We start from the raw sequence: 16,777 nt of genomic DNA on the forward strand, positions 1-16,777 counted from the left end.
GGCGGTCAGGGTGACGATGGCTCCGTCATATATAGATACGCCGCAGCGACTGTGAAGACGGCTTCGCCGGCTTTTGAGACGATCGCCACGAGGTAGAGTTCGCGTCGCCAGTACCGTGTAACGTAGATCCCGATCCCGCCGATGAATCCCAGCCCCGCGAGGACGAACAGTATCCCTTGTGTCTGGTCGAACTGCATGATCATCGGTGCCATCGACAGGTGGACGTACGTCGATGCCAACGCTCCGAGAATCGCGATATACGGGACATTCCGGACGGGAAGCCAGTGAATACCGATCGTGTCTCGGTAGTCGAGTCGTTGTGTGCCATAGTTTCTTCCATCCCTGGTATCACCTCTGGTTAAAATAACTCTTCGACGAAATTAGACACAAACTCGACACGGATCACCAAGGGTGGAAGCACACTGCCAGCAGAATGCCGATTTCTTGGCATGCATCCTTCCGGCACAGCAATTATGAGTCGTCTCTATCGTCGAAGGTAGACCTCGTGGCGATCCCAGACGACCGTCCGTAAGTTCGTACAAACGCCCGATACTGCGAGTACGTCGTCGGTCCGCGTTTCACTCTTCGACGAGGAGATACTCCCGAATGTAGCGCTCGAACGCGTCACGGCTGTCCTCGAGGACGGCCTCCTCGTCATTGGTGACGCGAAACACCATCGTTCCGAGGAAGACGCTCTGGAAGAGTGCTGCCGTTTGCTGGGGGTCGACCTCCTGAAACTCGCCCTGTTCGATCCCCGATCGGATCGTATGTGCGATGTGTTTTCGAATGAACCGGTCGCTTCGGGTGAAATACTCCCGGTAATCGTCGTTGTGGGTCGCCTGCGATCGAAGTTCGACGATCGCTTGCGTGAACTCGGTCGGGGTTGCGGTGTCGCCGAAGCCGAACGTTTGGTCGACGATTTCCCCGATGTGATCGTCCACGTCCCCGTCCCCATACACGGGAATCTGTTCCTCGACCTGATTCAACATGAACTCGAGGAAATCGAGGAGGAGATCGTCCTTGCTGTCGTAGTGGTGGTACAGCAGCGACTTGCTCTTCGAGAACTCGTCGCCGATCCGCTGGATCGTGAGATCGCTGTACCCGTGTTTACAGAGCGCCACGTACGTCGCGCTCATGATGGCGCCGCGAGTTCCGCCCGGATCCTCGAGGAACGGTGGGAGTTGTGTCATCGTGATCGTGTCCTGTTCGCCCCGGGTATTTCGACGACGCCCCGATGTGGATTCCGATTCGATCCCGTTGTTCCCACCATACTGAATCCCGTATACGACTACCAACTATAAAAATTGATTGAATGATCAGTCTACTACTGTCTTTCGTTCTCCAGCAGGTGACTTCATTCACAGCAGATGGAAAAAAGGCCTATAACTATTGACTGAATATTCAATCAACACATGGTAGCGGACACGAGTTGGACGATCGGAACGGCCCCCGCCGATCAAAACGAGGGGGACTCTTCGCTCAGCATAGCGTCACGGACGACAGAGAGTCGGTATCCGGGACGGAGGTCGGCCCGGTAGATGAGCTGGCTCGACACGGTTTCCGAGACGATCACGGACTACAGTCGGCCCGTGATCGCCGTCATGCTCGTTCTCACGCTCGTCGTTGGCGCGGGCGCTGGGATGGTCGACCAGTCCTCAAATCTCGATGCGTTCCAGAGCGACAGCGAGGAAGCGCAGAAACTGGAGTACATCGAGGGGAACTTCTCGACCGGCCAAGAGAACACGTCGGCAGCGCAAGTGATACTCAGGGGTGAGAACGTGCTCACCCAGGAGTCGATGGTCGAGAACCTCCGATTGCAACAGTCGTTCCGCGAGAACGGGACGATCGAGCGGACACTCGTCGACGAACAGCCGACGGTCGGCGTGGCGAATCTCGTCGCGATCTCCTCTCTCACCGGCGAACAGCAGCGGGAACTGGAGGCGACGGCAGCGGAGTTCGAGGAGTTGAACGCGACTGTACGAACCGAACGCACCGCGCTGGAACGGCGGAGTGCGGAACTGAACGCGACCCGGCAGGAACTCCGTACGGCGCTCGAGACGCTTCAGGAGGACCCGTCGGCATCGCCACGTGTGCAGTTCGAGGCAGTCGACGAGAACTCGTCAGTCGACCTCGGCGAGACACAGTATGCGACGTTCAACGAATCGACGCGACTGCTTAGAAACGCCGAAAACGAGTCAGGGATCGAAGCGGCCTATCAGCGCGGCACTCAAGGCGTTCTCGCCGACGAGTACGAGGCCCTCGACCAGCGCAGTACGGACCTCGAGTCACAGGCCGAGCGGCTAGAGGAACTCGGCGCGCAACTGGAAGCGCAACGGGCTGGCCTAGAGAACGCCTCGACAGCCACGCTGCAGGAACAGATCGACGCGCTCGAGTCGATGAACGCGACGGAGTACGAACGGGCACGCAGTAGCGTACTGAGTGAGAACTCGTCCGGCGAGATGAGCGGACTGTCGTTCATGCCGACGAGCTACGATCCGGGGTCGACGAGCGCGAACGCGACGATGCTGCTGGTCACTCACCAGACCGACGGTGGTGGCGGCCAAGGGGGAACGGTATCCGACGCAGTCGTCGACGCGCAACTGGCCATGCAGTCCATCGCGAACGAGGACGTCGAGGGAGACGGATCGGCGGCCATCGTCTTCGGCGGCGGGATCATGGGCGAAGAGATCGAGAATTCGATGGGCGACAGCATCGCGATCGTCGGCCCGCTCGCGTTGTTGTTCGTCGTCGTCGCGCTGCTGGTCGCGTACCGCGATCTGCTCGATATCTTCCTCGGCCTCGTCGGTATCGGCGCAGTCCTCCTCTGGACGTTCGGGTTCATGGGCTGGGCGGGTATCGACTTCAACCAGATGTTCATCGCGGTGCCCGTCCTGCTGATCGGACTCTCGATCGACTACGCGATCCACATCTTCATGCGCCACCGCGAACAGCGCCAAGCGGGCGGTGCGTACGGTGCAGACGACACTCGCGGATCGATGCGGGTGGCCCTGGCGGGCGTCGGCGTGGCGCTCGTGCTGGTGACCGCGACGACGGCCATCGGGTTCCTCTCGAATCTCACGAGTCCGATCCCGCCGATACAGGAGTTCGGCATCGTGAGTGCGGTCGGTATTGCGGCCGCCCTGCTCGTCTTCGGCGTCCTGATCCCGGCGCTCAAAGTCGAACTCGACGAACTCCTCGAGTCTCGCGGCATCGATCGGAAAAAGCGCGCGTTCGGGACGGGTGGCGGCCGATTCAGCCAACTCCTGTCTATCGGCTCGACGGCGGCTCGACGGATGCCGCTCGCCATCATCCTCGTCGCAGTTCTCGTGAGCGCGGGCGGTGCGTACGGCGCGACACAGGTCGACACCAGCTTCAACCAGGAGGACTTCATCGCGGAGGATCCGCCGGAGTGGACGAGCAACCTCCCCGGCCCGATGGAGCCGGGCGACTACTCGATGAAGGAGAACCTCGAGTTCGTCAACCAGAACTTCGCCCGAGAGGACTCCCAAGCCCAGATCCTCGTCGAAGGGAACGTAACTGATCCCGAGACGTTACAGCGACTCTCCGAGGCCGAACGCGAGGCCGCCGAGAGCGACGTCGCGATCACTCTCTCGAGCGGCGAGGCCGACATCCAGAGTCCCCTCGGGACGATGCGACAGGTCGCCGCCGAGAACGAGTCGTTCAACGCGACGTTCACCGCGGCCGATACCGACGGCGACAGAGTGCCCGATCGGAACGTCGAGCAGGTGTACGACGACCTGTTCGCCACTGCCCCCGACGAAGCGGGGAGCGTCATCCATCGGGTCGACGGCGGTGAGGGCTCCGACGGATCCACGGTGGACGACTCGTCCACCGGTGGCGACTACGAGGCCGTTCGAATGGTCGTCTCGACGAGCGGCACTGCGTCCATGAGCGATGTCACGACCGAGATGCGAGCCATCGCGGACGGGATCGACGGGAACGGCCTCGAGGCCACCGCGACCGGACAGACGATCACGTTCGATATCGTGCAAGGCCAGCTGATGGATACGGTCATCGAGAGCCTGCTGATTACCCTCGTGGCCGTCTTCGCCTTCCTGATGGTCGCCTACCGGATCACGAAGGGGAGCGCGACCCTCGGCGCGGTGACGCTGCTCCCGGTCGTGTTCAGCGTCTCGTGGATTCTCGGGACGATGTATCTGCTCGAGATTCCGTTCAACGTCATGACGGGGATGATCACGAGCCTCACCGTCGGACTCGGCGTCGCCTACAGCATCCACATGAGCGAACGGTACAGTCTGGAGCTGGAACGGACGGGATCGGTCTGGGAAGCGATGTCCCGAACGACCACGGGAACCGGCGGCGCACTGCTTGGCAGTGCCGCCACGACCGTCGGCGGCTTCGGCGTTCTCGTCTTCGCCATTCTCCCGCCGCTCCAGCAGTTCGGGATCATCACCGGGCTGACGATCGTCTACGCGTTCCTCGCCAGCGTGCTCGTCCTCCCGAGTCTGCTCGTCGTCTGGACGAAGTATCTCGGGCCGGACGTCTCCTTCGACGCAGCGAGTGCCGGTTCGACCGCCACGACGGCCAGTGACGGCGGCCGGCCGGAGGACCGAAGAACGGAGGACTGACCCGACGATAGCGTCGATCGACAGCCCTCTAGATTCCGTCTGATGTCCTCGTCCGACGGTGCCCCTTTCGAAGTCGAGGACTCTCCCTTCTCGTTGTGAAACCGCCTTCGGTGTACTGTCTTCGTCCTGCACGTCCTCGACTGGTGTTTTCCCCTCGAGAGTTTGATGCGGTCTTTGCTGGTTGTAGTGATCCACGAACTGTTCTCACGTTTCACGCGTAACGAAACAGCGTCGGCAGCACCGACCCACGTGTTATATTCAGCAAATCCCTAGCATGGGTATGCGCGAACTCGTCTTCGCCCTCGAATACGAACCCGGGTGTAACAGGGTGGCGGACACCCTCGCCGATCACCCCGACGCCCGGATCCGCTCGCTGTCACTGCATGCCACCGCTGAGCGTCTCTGGCGAGTCGACCACGTCACCGGACCCCCCGATGCCCTCGACGATATCGGGGACGCCTTCCTCACTAGCGACTACTACGCTGACTGTCTTGCTACTGAGGACTGCGGCGCCACCCAGGAAACCCAAGTCCTTGATCACACCGACGACACGCTCGTTCTCTACTCTGACTGGGAGCGTACCCCGGACTGCGCGTCCGTCCCCCACATCGCCCGCGACCACTTCGGCGACGGCGTGCTGTTCGAGACCCGTCACGAGGGGCGCCACTACACGTGGCGCATCATCCACTCCGGCGAGGGCGACGTGGCCGCATTCTTCGACGACCTCGAGGCGGCGGTCGGCGACTGCGCTCAAACGGAGATGCTCCGGACGGCAGACACGTCGGCGCCAACCAGAGAGACGACAGCCGACCCGAGTGGACTGTCCCCCGATCAGGAGGCTGCCCTCCGGGCCGCCGTCGAACACGGGTACTACCAGTCGCCGCGCGAGGTCGACGTCGGCGACCTTGCCGACCACCTCGACGTGCCGCGGTCGACGCTCACCTACCGGCTCCGTCGGGCCGAGGAACACTTGGCCAAGCGGTACGTCGCTGGCGAGCAACTGACAGGCGGGGCGTCGCCACCGCTCTAACGGGGCAGGACATTTGGAATATTCCAACAAAGGCTTATCGAAATGACGCCCCTACCTCGAGGTGATGACCGACGAATCAAACGCGGCCGAGCGGGTGAGCGGGGGCGGTCGGCGACAGGAGCTGACTGCACGCCTCGTGGTCCCCGAGATGGACTGTCCCTCTTGCGCCCAGAAGGTCGATAAGAGCCTCCAGCGCGTCGACGGCGTCGTCGACGCCACGCTGCAGCCGACCACCGGCACAGCAAACGTCACATACGACCCCGACCGCACCAGCGAAGCCGACGTGGTCGAGGCGATCGAGGCCGCCGGCTACGAGGTCGTCGGGGGCTCGGACGCCGACGGCGACGACGAGGGAACTGAGGCAGCCGACGGCGTCGACATCGCGCCGCCGTCGGCGGTTTGGACGAGTCCTCGTGCGAAGAAGACGTGGATCGGTGCGGCGTTCGTTACCCTCGGACTCCTCTTCGAGTTTCTCCTCACTGCTCAGAACGTCGCGGTAGCGAGCGTCCTCGACTATCCACTTCACGTGGCGGACGTCCTGTTTCTCGGCGCTGTCGCCGTCAGCGGCATCCCCGTCGTCCGTAGCGGCTACTACTCCGCGAAGAATCGGAGCCTCGATATCGACCTGCTGATGGGGACGGCGATCATCGCCGCGACCGGCATCGGCTACTTCGTCGAGGCGGCGACGCTGGCCGTCCTCTTCAGCATCGCCGAACTGCTCGAGGACTACGCGATGGACAGAGCACGGAATTCCCTGCGCGAGCTGATGGAGCTGTCGCCCGACGAAGCCACCGTCAAGCGGGAGGCCGCAGCGACCGGCGGAAGCGAGGCCTCCGAACGAGCGAGCGGGGAGCGTGAGCGACCCGCGAGCCGCGACGGCGAGGAAGTGACGGTGCCCGCCGACGAGGTGGAAGTCGGCGAAGTCGTGGTCGTCCGGCCCGGCGACAAGATTCCGCTCGACGGGACGGTCGTCGAGGGCGAGAGCGCGGTCGATCAGTCGCCGATCACCGGCGAGAGCGTCCCTGTCGACAAGACCACCGGCGACGAGGTGTACGCCGGTGCGATCAACGAGGAGGGTTACCTCGAGGTCGAAGTCACGTCGACGGCGGGCGACTCGACGCTCTCGCGGATCATTGAGATGGTGCAGGGGGCACAGGCGAAGAAGACCGAGACCGAGCAGTTCGTCGACCGGTTCTCGGGGTACTACACGCCGGTCGTGGTCGTGCTGGCGATCCTGACCGCCCTCATCCCGCCGCTGGTCATCGCCGACCCCGTGTCGGTGGACGTAGCCGGGTACGGAGTCAGCTTCGCCGGTGACTGGCAGACGTGGTTTATCCGCGGGCTCACACTGTTGGTGATCGCCTGCCCGTGTGCGTTCGTCATCTCGACGCCGGTGTCCGTGGTGTCGGGCATTACCAGCGCCGCGAAGAACGGCGTCCTGATCAAAGGCGGCAACTACCTCGAGGCGATGGGCGAGGTCGACGCCGTCGCCATCGACAAGACGGGCACGCTCACGAAAGGCGAACTCGCCGTCACCGACGTCGTCCCGGTCGGCGACACTGACGAGGCGACGCTGCTCCGCCACGCCGCCGGACTGGAGCGGCGCAGCGAGCACCCCATCGCCGCGGCGATTCTCGCTCGTGCCGACGAGGCAAGCGTGGGCGATCTGCCCGAGCTGACGGGCTTCGAGAGCCTGACGGGCAAGGGCATCCGCGGGGAGATCGACGGCGAGACGTACTACGCGGGCAAGCCCGCTCTCTTCGAGGAGCTAGGTTTTGACCTCTCGCGGGCTCGCCGCGAGACAGACGGTGTCCCCGGGAGCGGAACGACCGGGGGCTCGTCAGGCCATCGGTCTGACGGTGGCGTCGTGGCGGAAGATACGGCCGAGTCCGATGACGGAGCGTTCGCCGGGGATGCTCTCGCCGCACTAGAGCGGGAGGGCAAGACGGTCGTCGTCGTCGGGACGGACTCGGAGTTGCTGGGAGCCATCGCCATCGCCGACGAGGTGCGTCCCGCCTCGAAGCGGACTGTCGAACGCCTGCACGAACTAGGTGTGGAGCGCGTCGTGATGCTGACCGGCGACAACGAGGGCACCGCCCGCGCCATTGCGGAGGAAGTCGGCGTTGACGAGTACCGCGCCGAACTCCTACCGGACGACAAGGTCGACGCGATTGAGGAGTTGCAGGTAGAGTACGGCGACGTGGCGATGGTCGGCGACGGTATCAACGACGCGCCCGCGCTCGCCACCGCCGAGGTCGGCATCGCAATGGGTGCGGCCGGTACCGACACCGCGCTTGAGACTGCGGATATCGCACTGATGGGCGACGACGTCGGGAAGCTGCCGTACCTGTACGAGCTGTCGCACACGGCCAACGGCGTCATCCGGCAGAACATCTGGGCGAGCCTCGGCGTGAAGGCCCTGCTCGCGCTTGGCGTGCCGCTGGGACTGGTAAGTGTCGCGATCGCGGTCGTCGTCGGCGACATGGGGATGAGTCTCGGCGTCACTGGGAACGCAATGCGGCTGTCGCGAATCGTCCCCGACCGGCTTGAGTGACCGCCGTCCCTTGCTCTCTGGCTTGTCGCGTTTTCTCACCACGATAGTATAGAGAGAGCAGATAGTAACGGATGCACTGCTTGTCGTTAGCCGTCGTGGATTCAGGCGAACGTGCGATTCTCGGACTCAGATTCGCCGGCTGTCGGCTGTAGATCAGCTTTCTGCAACCAATTATGGATCGTCAACCTCGCCCGTTCGACACCGAATATCTCTCAGACAGAAACAGTATTCAAAAGTGACAATCCGGACAGATGGATCTGGATACTCAACTGCATCAGCTCGCGTGGTATCGCCTCGCGTTCCACAAAATCTAATTGAAGCCGCTATTAGCGCCGTTGAAGCGGCTGGATTCTGGCATGGACACCTAGACTTCTGACCACCTCGCTTTTCAGCCGGTATCTGGCAGGATAGGGCGCCAAAACCTCGCGCTTCAGCGCGGGGATACAGCGCCCGAACGTAGTTTTAAGAGGCTTTACAGCGTACTGAATGCTGACCGAGGCGGTCTATCCGCCCTATCCCAATGAGACAATATCGGGATTCGCCCTTTCGTTGTGGAAGACACCCCTTCCATCAGACGAACAGGGTGCAGGAAGCAAAAGATAACCCTGAATCCTCGTCTCACGACGGTGGATAGGGGTAACGGTAGCGTGGCACTGCCAGCATTCCCTCCCGGAGTGTTAAACCGTAACTCTCCCAAACCAGCAAGCCTCTGCTTGTGGGAAGCCCCGCCGTGAACGGCGGGGAGGATGTCACATGCGAAGCCGCGGTTAACGCCAGCGATGCCACTCACCGACCGATAGGAGGACCTCTCCTTGTCGTAGTCGCACTGACCGAATTCTCAGTCCACTATGAGAGCGCTGATCCTGAACTCGCTGAACAGGCGTGGCAGCTGGCCGCTGATCACCTCGAGAAGACCTCAAAAGACCGCCCGGATGGGCACAAGGGGGATGGCCGCCGGGCGGATACAGGACATGGTTGGGGTGGGGTTGGATGCTGATTGGACTGTGTCGCGCAGGAGAACGCGACAGTGAATATGTTCGTCCTGACCTATATCAACGCCGCCCCGATTCCAAGTGAGTAAGAATCGTCCTACCGGCCCTTTGAAATCACACCCACTCGGCGTTCCGAGCGGTCCGATCGCGAATCTCTTGGACGGCCTCGCAGATCATCTGACCCTGCTCCAGCTGCAACGTGGTCTCACTTTGGCCGTCGGAGAGCGAGCCGCCCGATAACGTCGTGATCCATGGCTGGCCATCGGCAGTTTCTCGCCGGAATTCGTTGTCCGTCCCGAGTTCGAACTCGGTACATGATGGAACGAGCGCGCAAGTGCTCTGGGCCGGGTGCGGCCGGGAGATCGTACCCCGTTTCGTTCATTCTTCCGCACCCACTACTTGGGCGACGTGGGTGAACGTAACGAGGCCGATTCCACCGACGAAGTTCCCTGCGGTCGCGACGACGACCGTTTCGACAAGTGCTCCGTAACCGATCGGAGCGTCGAAGAGAAGTCCGAAGAAGACGTGGATCGCAGTGACGATCACGTGATCGAATGGCCCAAGGGCCAACAGGAACCCGACGATATAGGCAATCGTGATGCGGCTCCGGACGCTGTTGACTCCTTGTAGTAGAAACGACAGTAAGCTCACAAGGGCACCGCCGATGATAGCACTCGCGAACATCCCTCTCATCGGCCGATGGACGATCTCTTCCGCAGTCCGCGCCAGTGCGTGTGCCGAGCCAGATGGAAGAACGCCATCGACGGCAAAGACGGACGCGAAGAGGAACCCGCCAACGAGGTTGACGACGAGGGTGACGATCCACAGACGAAGGAGAGACCCAACCAGCCACGATCCTTCCTGGTCGACTGCCTTCGCAGCCGGATCGAAGAAGTTCTCGTTGAACAGCTCCGATCGACCGACGACTAGGAAGACGACACCAACGGCGAAGGTGAGGGCGCCCGCAATATGTGCGACATCACCGAAGCGCGGTTCGACCAGTCCGTCGACGACTCCAAGCGTGGCAATACCGAAGACAATGGTAAACCCCGCGATGAAGCTGGTCGCCGTGAGCTCAAGCAGTGATTGGTCGAGGCGCCGTTCCCCTTCCGTGATTGCCCGATCAAATATCTCCGCTGGGTCCGGAGCGATTGGCACGTCGGAGTCGATACGTACTAACGGGATAATACATATCCATGGATATTCAACGGACCTGATACCAGACAAGTCAGTACCTCTTCGGTGAACTGCCTAGACGGGTTACACTGCGTTTCGAATGGGTTTGCTTGTCGGCGTTGAATCGCCCTTTCCCACGATCACGTCCGGTCAGTCTGCTCTTGGCAGCGACACCGAAGGGAGAAGCCGAATATTGGATCGGTGGGGAGGCCTGGTTATCGGAGGGAATCGTCGTCGATAGCAAGGGTTTCTTCGTCGACGACATTGAACTCGGCAGCGACGAGATTACCCGCCGGATTCGTGTTCTCGGTTCTCGCTCGATTCTTTCTCATGCTTACGTTTCTCTTCTATCTCTTGCGTGACGACCAGAAGTTACGACGGTGGTTCTACGAGAGCATCGACCATGACGACGAGATCGTCCCGTACATCGAGTCGGTCGACGACGATCTCGAAACTGTCTTTCTCAGTAATCTCGCGGTTATTGCGGTCGCAGCCGTAACTGCCGCCGCAACGTACACCGGTCTCAACTACCTCACACCGAATGGGGCTATCGTTACGACGCCGGTGTTACTCTCACTACTTATCGGAATTGGGTCGCTGATACCGGCCGTCGGAATGAAAATCGTCTACGTCCCGTACGGCCTGATTCTGGTCGGGCTCGCAGTGACGACATCAACGCCGCTCTGGCATCCAATCGCCTTCTTCGTTCTCACGTTCGTCGTCGTCGACACGATTCCCGATTTCTTCGCGCGGTCGTACCTCTCCGCACGAAGCGGCGTTCATATGGGGTTAGTTCTCCTCGGGTACTTCCTCGGGACCCTTGCTTTCGGCTGGTACGGACTCTTCCTCGGCCCGATCGTCGTCGTCCTCGCGGTTCATTTTGCACACATGATCTTCCCCTCTCTCAGTAGTGATCTTCTCGGGGAGTAATCACGACCGACGAACGCGGCGAGCTACCCGCGAGTTTCAGTACTGGACACAGTCCGATGGCGAACCGGCCACAGATGCACCACAGTACGCCGTCTGCGTGGTCGTGGACGCGCTGCGAGGTGACGCCGTCGACGGGTCGATTACTCGTATTCGACAGTCGCGCGAACGGACGGATCGCGGTCGGCAGCAGTCGCGGTGTACGCGTTGTAGCCACCGAAACTCACGATCACGGTCCCCGCGACGACGTCGTTCCACAGTGCCGGTCCCTCGAGACCGAGAGCGAAGGGAGCGATGACGAGCCAGCAGCCGAGGATCGCAACGATTCCTGCTCCAGTAGCGCTCGGGGGCCGCCGACTACGAACGTTGGCGTAGTTGTAGCCGGCGACGACAGCGACCGCGGTGCCGACCAAGACATCGTTCCAGCGAGCGATTCCCGACGCGGCGAAGACGAAGGAGGCGGTGATTAGCCAGTAGCCGAGCAGGCAGTTGCCGCCGGCAGCGAGTCTCGTCGTCGCGTCCATTCGCCGTTCAGGCCGAGGCCATGTTCCGGCAGGTCTCCGCACAGTCCCGCAGCGCGTCCGCACAGACCTGACAGTGTTCGGCGTCATGGCGTTCACATTCCTCGGCGCACTCCTCGCAGGCACCGGCACAGGCTTCGGCGAGCTCCGTGCTGTAATTCGAGTTGCGGGCCATGAATCGCGCGTGCATCGTCGTTAAGTCGGCGACATCGCGACACAGCCGGAGACACTTGGCCATCTCCTCGCCCTCGCCGGCACACTCGTCGGCACACCACTCACACGCCTGGGCGGCTTCGAAGCAGTTGTCGATACATTCCTGCATCTCCTCGTTCTCGCTTACGTGATCGATCTGGGTCAGTGCCATTGCGATACGAGTGATCGACGACGACCGGCTTTGTTATCCGCAGGCCACGATGATCCGACCGAACGGTGAGGAGCAATACTCGCAGTGGGAGGTGGGGGATGGCCGATCGGTGAGGCGCGGTTCATGGATGATTACCGTGGCCTAGCGATGGGTTCGCCGGCGGATCACCGTCACCGCCGCCGGCCGATATCGGTCCGGATCGGGATGGTCTCGATCCAATCGCCGCGCCGATGAAATACCATGCCGCAGCTTAACGACACCCGAAACCGAACCCTCACGCGTGCCCCACTCCGTCGTCCACCTTCTCGGCGTCCCGTTCGCGATCATCGCCGGCACCGGTGCCGGGGTGTTCGCGCTCCTATCCTGGGGGATCTTCCGCGACTCCCCCTTCGGCACGGCGATCGCTCTCCTCTCGGCCGGGATGGTCGCGCTGACGATCTACCACACGATGTTGCTCGTCGTCGAGCCGGAGTCGCTGGTTCTCGATGTCCTCCGAAGCGCAGCAAACACGATCATCGCAATCTTTGTCGGCCTGCTGATACTCCGCCACCGACAGCTCCGCCACGGGAAATCCGGAGGTGAGGGGATATGGTCGGACTAGATCCCTTCATCGGCTACAACCTTGTGATCGGGACCGTTGTCGCCCTCGAGCTCTTGTATCTCCTCTCGCTCGAGGCATCAGTGACGGCCTACCGCCGGTTCGTGCTCGTGACCGTCGCCGGGCTAGTGCTGGCCGTGATCGGTGGACCGATCGTTGAGCTAGTCGCGCCACAGTTCGTCCACTGGGTCCACGGCGTGGCCGCGTTGCTGGTTGTCTTCGGTCTCTACGATCCTGTGGCGAACGACGTACGGACAACCGAGTGGGCGCGCGTGCTGTTGAGCGAGCCATCGGAAATCCGACGACCAGCTGAGTGGATGACCCCCATGGATGACGAGATCCTTGCCGCGCTCCATAGTACGGACCTCGTCCTGACGCCGGCGGTCGTCGCCTTCAACACTGGATTCAGCCGGAAAGAAGTGAATCGTCGCCTGATCGAACTGGCGGACCACGGGTTCGTCGAAAAGATCGAACGGGGAAAGTATCGGCTGACTCGACGCGGAGAGCAGTACCTCCGGGGGCAACTCCAGACGCCTCCATCGACGGACACCGATACCGGGATTTGGAGTTGAGTCGTCCGGCAAACCCAGCCTCCGGTTTCCTTCTCTCGATTATTTGGGTGTTGTATGGTAACGCCGAACAGGTGATATGATGCGTCCGGATCAGTATCCATAGACCCCATTCATTTGTGGCTGCTTCTACAACTAGTTCGGACGATGACTCCCCTCGAGATCAGTCTCCGAATACTGGCTGGTTTCATCTTGATCGGATTGAACGCGTATTTCGTCGCTATCGAATTCGGTTTGACTCGTGCCCGACAGTACTCCAAGTCCGAGTTCGACACGCCGTCGCTCGAGCTCGCATGGAAGATGACCGAAGACCTCGAGTTTTACCTGACGACGTGCCAGATCTGGATCTCCGGAACAAGCATTGCGTTAGGGATCGTCGCTGAACCCGGGCTCGCGGCGGTGTTCGAGCCGCTGTTCGAAAATACAGCGCTCGCATCGGTCGGTGCTGGATCACTCCTCGGATTCTTGCTGATCAATCTCGTTCATCTTACCCACGGCGAACAGACGCCGACGTATCTCGGCGTCGAACGCTCCAAACAGGTCTGCCAGTACGGCGCACGACCCCTATACTGGTTCGCGAAGGTGCTTGCGCCGGCGATTTGGTTCGGTGACTGGATTGCGAAAAAGACGCTCGGCCTCTTCGGAATCGAAATGACCGGCGCGTGGCAGGAGACTGAACAGGAAGTCATCGAGACTCGAGCGGACCTTCGGAACCAGCTTGGATCCGTTCTCGAAGAAGGAGAGCTTTCGGAAGAACGCCGCGAAGAGGTGATGAATGCGTTCAATATCGGTGAACAGTCGATCAGTGAAGTGATGGTCCCGACTGATGAAATCGTCGCTTTGTCTACTGAAGACGAGTCCGAAGTGAATCTTCAGAAGATGGAAGATCGACCGCAGACCCGATATCCGTTGATCGGCGATGATTTGACTGATTTTCAGGGTATTCTCTACACCCCGATCCTTCTCAGACATCGCGAGGAGTTAGCCAGCGGCGATCTCGACTTTGCTGCACTGGCAGCGCCGCCGATGACGCTCTCCCCTGACGCTGATGTCAGCGATGCCATTGATCAGTTCCAAGCAGAACGGCAAGAACTTGCTCTCGTAATCGAGGACGGGGAGGTTATCGGGCTGGTGACGGTAACTGACCTATTAGAGGCGATCATGGGTGACATTGAAGATCCGCTCGACCAGGAGTCAATCGAGACACCCAATCGGTGAGAGAACTCCATCGAATAGTTCTAGTCAGTGATGGATCAGAGTTCCTTGAGTGAGCGATACTATCAGGACGATGAATATAGTTCGGCCACTTGGACCACTGAAAATCTCGTCCCCACAGACCAAATTCCGAAATCCGATTACTAACCGGTATATTTGCCATTCTCCGCCGTATCGACAAATTTGTTCAGGGCAAATTTCCCGTTCAGGTCATGGAATTGGCAACTGTTCAGGGCAAAACCGCAGTACGGAGGCGATGTTCAGGGCAAATCCGCGCTCAAAACCAACTAGTATAGAACGGGTTGCACCCGTTGGATAGGGTAGCGAGCAGTCGACCGGATTATGGCGCTTTTATCAGAATGCGGATGGGTAGTATGCGACCAGATGGACGCGTAGTACGAGGCGGATCAGTGATGTCTGAACATCCGATCTCGGTACTCCCCGAGCAGTTACGTGAGCGCGACCAGTGGGTGTGTTGGCGAGAAAAATCTCGAGACGGGAGGCCGACCAAGATCCCGGTGACACCTGGGAGTGGTGAGTTCGCGTCTTCGACGGATCCAGAGACATGGGTGTCGGTCGAAACCGCGCTCGAGTCCGTGAGTTCTGGAAATCCCACGGAATCTGGCCTGAGATGACATTCCAGGACGAGGGGTTACATATCGAGTCGAGAGCCACCCTCAACTGATCTCGAGCAGGCCGCTTGCACCGAGTGTCGGGCGACTGTCTGGCGAATGTATCGCGGCCCCTACGTCACCGAATACCATACCGGCGCTGTCTTGTGGATACTGCAGCTACGACTACTACTATTCTTATATATTAGTAAATATAAATGTAACATAACTCAATTATAATTGTAATCGGGTCAGTGAGTGTGGTTCGACAGAAACTCCTGACACCGGTCATGATCGTAGCGCTCGTGGCAACTGGAATGACAGCCTCGGCGGGGGCGACCACGGCGCAAGCTGCAGACAGCCTCAGCGGGAAGGATTTTGAAGATGCACTCCACCTGTACTTGACCTTCGAGGAACGATTTAACACGGAGCAGCTCGAAACGTACGTCAAAGAGCTTGGAGTTGAGGACTACTATGCTGAACTCACAGAAGTTTGAAGACGATCAACGGCGGAACACGGAGCAACGGCGTGCAATGATCAAGCGCTGGGCCGAGTACATTCGAACACACGACGATAGTGAGTGGTCACGCCAGCAGAATCGCCTTATCGACTCCCAACTCCAGTCGGCGAACGAGATGGCTGCAGCTGGCGACACGGACCCTGTTCAGTTTGCGGCTGCTCGAGATCGAGTGCGCGACCGGTAATTGTCCACAGACACTCTTCCTAGGGACCCTGCGACAGAAATGACGTTTACCACTACCTCATCAGGATCAGACGACGATGAGGTACGCCAGCTCTATGAGCGGTATCAGGCGGCCGAGAGCGACGCCGAACGTCACGAAATCGTCCTCGAGATGGGGAAGCTTGACGGACGCCGCCACGCGGAGATCTACGCAGCGCTCGAAGACGAGTGAGGGCCTTCTTCCAGGCAACCGTATGCGAAGTCGTTCAGGACTGGCAACTAGCTGGTTTTCGATCTAGGGTTGTCGCTAGCTGGGTTCAGTCAGCCGCAAGATCCCAAGCATCGAGTTCGCCAGCGAGATACGGTTTTCCCTGACGAGTGATGTCGTAGATGCCGTTGCCGAGATGGACGAATAGGTCGTCGGATGGGGACGTAGAAATACAGCTCACGGTGGAAGGAATTTGACTTACTGTGACGCCGGAGAACGTCGACGTCCTAATTGACGAAGAGTCCTGCTCAACGAACGTGCAGTAGAATCGCGGCCGGTATCCGAGACCCTTCCTGAAAGCCCTCGGCCGCTCGACATCCCGTGACCCACACTGCGTGCCTCGTTCCTGCGGTGCTTACGGGGTCGGGGGCCAGCCGAGACAGCTTCACCCTTTCTGAGCCCACTAGGGTAGCGGGTGGGAAGCCGGTCGATGTGGCCGGTTGGATGGGTGTTTCTCTACGGCCCGTCCCACTCGCCGCTGCCGCCCACTGATCCAGAGTACGATCCGAGTCCCTAGCTACGGGAGAATCAAGACGATGGCCGAGAGCTCCGCACCTACATCCACAACGATTCGTACACGCTGCAATGGAACGAGCGATCCCGTCTGGAGATTCGCATCGGCATGGATCTCAAAGACAAGTACGAGTTCAGAACGTACG

The 16,777-nt window shown here is 60.4% G+C and carries 13 protein-coding genes and 6 pseudogenes; 12 read left to right on the plus strand and 7 right to left on the minus strand.

Annotation, left to right across the window (positions count from 1 at the left end):
- Positions 1–5 precede the first annotated feature (5 nt).
- Together ACT4ML_RS16925 and ACT4ML_RS16930 are read right to left on the minus strand one after the other, a co-directional pair.
- A pseudogene (locus tag ACT4ML_RS16925) lies at positions 6–328 on the minus strand (DUF7475 family protein).
- Between the two features lie 250 nt (positions 329–578).
- Positions 579–1,190, minus strand: coding sequence for a TetR/AcrR family transcriptional regulator (locus ACT4ML_RS16930; protein WP_444721918.1), 612 nt, complete (start codon positions 1,188–1,190; stop codon positions 579–581).
- 348 nt (positions 1,191–1,538) lie between these two features.
- On the opposite strand from ACT4ML_RS16930, the gene ACT4ML_RS16935 reads away from it, so the two are divergent.
- The 3 genes from ACT4ML_RS16935 (at position 1,539) to ACT4ML_RS16945 (ending at position 8,194) form a co-directional block, all read left to right on the plus strand.
- Positions 1,539–4,610: an MMPL family transporter gene (locus ACT4ML_RS16935; RefSeq protein ID WP_444721919.1), complete on the plus strand. Its 3,072-nt coding sequence runs from the start codon at positions 1,539–1,541 to the stop codon at positions 4,608–4,610.
- A 280-nt stretch (positions 4,611–4,890) separates the two neighbouring features.
- The gene (locus ACT4ML_RS16940) at positions 4,891–5,640 is read left to right on the plus strand and encodes a helix-turn-helix domain-containing protein (protein ID WP_444721920.1); all 750 of its coding nucleotides are present in this window, start codon (positions 4,891–4,893) and stop codon (positions 5,638–5,640) included.
- Positions 5,641–5,704: 64 nt separating this feature from the next.
- The gene (locus ACT4ML_RS16945) at positions 5,705–8,194 is read left to right on the plus strand and encodes a heavy metal translocating P-type ATPase (RefSeq protein ID WP_444721921.1); all 2,490 of its coding nucleotides are present in this window, start codon (positions 5,705–5,707) and stop codon (positions 8,192–8,194) included.
- A gap of 128 nt (positions 8,195–8,322) precedes the next feature.
- Here the strand turns inward: ACT4ML_RS16945 and ACT4ML_RS16950 are convergent.
- Positions 8,323–8,552, minus strand: a pseudogene (locus ACT4ML_RS16950) (IS6 family transposase); the annotation flags it as partial.
- A gap of 421 nt (positions 8,553–8,973) precedes the next feature.
- On the opposite strand from ACT4ML_RS16950, the pseudogene ACT4ML_RS16955 reads away from it, so the two are divergent.
- Positions 8,974–9,191 (plus strand): annotated as a pseudogene (locus tag ACT4ML_RS16955) (hypothetical protein).
- A gap of 373 nt (positions 9,192–9,564) precedes the next feature.
- On the opposite strand, the gene ACT4ML_RS16960 reads toward ACT4ML_RS16955, so the two are convergent.
- On the minus strand, positions 9,565–10,344 hold the full coding sequence (locus ACT4ML_RS16960; RefSeq protein ID WP_444721922.1) for a formate/nitrite transporter family protein: 780 nt from the start codon (positions 10,342–10,344) through the stop codon (positions 9,565–9,567).
- A gap of 348 nt (positions 10,345–10,692) precedes the next feature.
- Between ACT4ML_RS16960 and ACT4ML_RS16965 the strand changes: the two genes are divergently transcribed.
- Positions 10,693–11,292, plus strand: coding sequence for an AI-2E family transporter (locus tag ACT4ML_RS16965; protein WP_444721923.1), 600 nt, complete (start codon positions 10,693–10,695; stop codon positions 11,290–11,292).
- A 140-nt stretch (positions 11,293–11,432) separates the two neighbouring features.
- Here ACT4ML_RS16965 and ACT4ML_RS16970 read toward each other — a convergent pair whose 3' ends face one another.
- Both ACT4ML_RS16970 and ACT4ML_RS16975 read right to left on the minus strand, forming a co-directional pair.
- Positions 11,433–11,813 carry an SPW repeat domain-containing protein gene (locus ACT4ML_RS16970; RefSeq protein WP_444721924.1) on the minus strand — a complete coding sequence of 127 codons (381 nt, stop codon included), beginning with the start codon at positions 11,811–11,813 and terminating at the stop codon, positions 11,433–11,435.
- A gap of 7 nt (positions 11,814–11,820) precedes the next feature.
- On the minus strand, positions 11,821–12,174 hold the full coding sequence (locus tag ACT4ML_RS16975) for a four-helix bundle copper-binding protein (protein ID WP_444721925.1): 354 nt from the start codon (positions 12,172–12,174) through the stop codon (positions 11,821–11,823).
- A 280-nt stretch (positions 12,175–12,454) separates the two neighbouring features.
- Here ACT4ML_RS16975 and ACT4ML_RS16980 point away from each other — a divergent pair, with 280 nt between their 5' ends.
- From ACT4ML_RS16980 to ACT4ML_RS17010, 7 genes and pseudogenes are all read left to right on the plus strand, one after another.
- Complete coding sequence (locus ACT4ML_RS16980) at positions 12,455–12,775, plus strand: hypothetical protein (protein WP_444721926.1); 321 nt, start codon at positions 12,455–12,457, stop codon at positions 12,773–12,775.
- Positions 12,763–13,344, plus strand: coding sequence for an ArsR family transcriptional regulator (locus ACT4ML_RS16985; RefSeq protein WP_444721927.1), 582 nt, complete (start codon positions 12,763–12,765; stop codon positions 13,342–13,344). Before ACT4ML_RS16980 ends, ACT4ML_RS16985 begins: the two co-directional genes overlap by 13 nt.
- Before the next feature lie 144 nt (positions 13,345–13,488).
- A complete protein-coding gene (locus tag ACT4ML_RS16990) occupies positions 13,489–14,559 on the plus strand; it encodes a CNNM domain-containing protein (RefSeq protein WP_444721928.1) in 1,071 nt (356 codons plus the stop codon).
- Positions 14,560–14,969: 410 nt separating this feature from the next.
- Positions 14,970–15,149: pseudogene (locus tag ACT4ML_RS16995) on the plus strand (hypothetical protein); the annotation flags it as partial.
- Positions 15,128–15,396 (plus strand): annotated as a pseudogene (locus ACT4ML_RS17000) (DUF6610 family protein); the annotation flags it as partial. The pseudogenes ACT4ML_RS16995 and ACT4ML_RS17000, both read left to right, overlap by 22 nt.
- Positions 15,397–15,427: 31 nt before the next feature.
- Positions 15,428–15,664 (plus strand): hypothetical protein, encoded by a 237-nt coding sequence (locus ACT4ML_RS17005; RefSeq protein ID WP_444721929.1) that lies wholly within the window; start codon positions 15,428–15,430, stop codon positions 15,662–15,664.
- A 247-nt stretch (positions 15,665–15,911) separates the two neighbouring features.
- Positions 15,912–16,082 (plus strand): hypothetical protein, encoded by a 171-nt coding sequence (locus ACT4ML_RS17010; RefSeq protein ID WP_444721930.1) that lies wholly within the window; start codon positions 15,912–15,914, stop codon positions 16,080–16,082.
- Between the two features lie 85 nt (positions 16,083–16,167).
- Here the strand turns inward: ACT4ML_RS17010 and ACT4ML_RS17015 are convergent.
- A pseudogene (locus tag ACT4ML_RS17015) lies at positions 16,168–16,266 on the minus strand (MarR family transcriptional regulator); the annotation flags it as partial.
- Between the last annotated feature and the right edge of the window lie 511 nt (positions 16,267–16,777).

The sequence above is a fragment of the Natrinema sp. LN54 genome (assembly GCF_052439245.1).
Taxonomy (GTDB): domain Archaea; phylum Halobacteriota; class Halobacteria; order Halobacteriales; family Natrialbaceae; genus Natrinema; species Natrinema versiforme_A.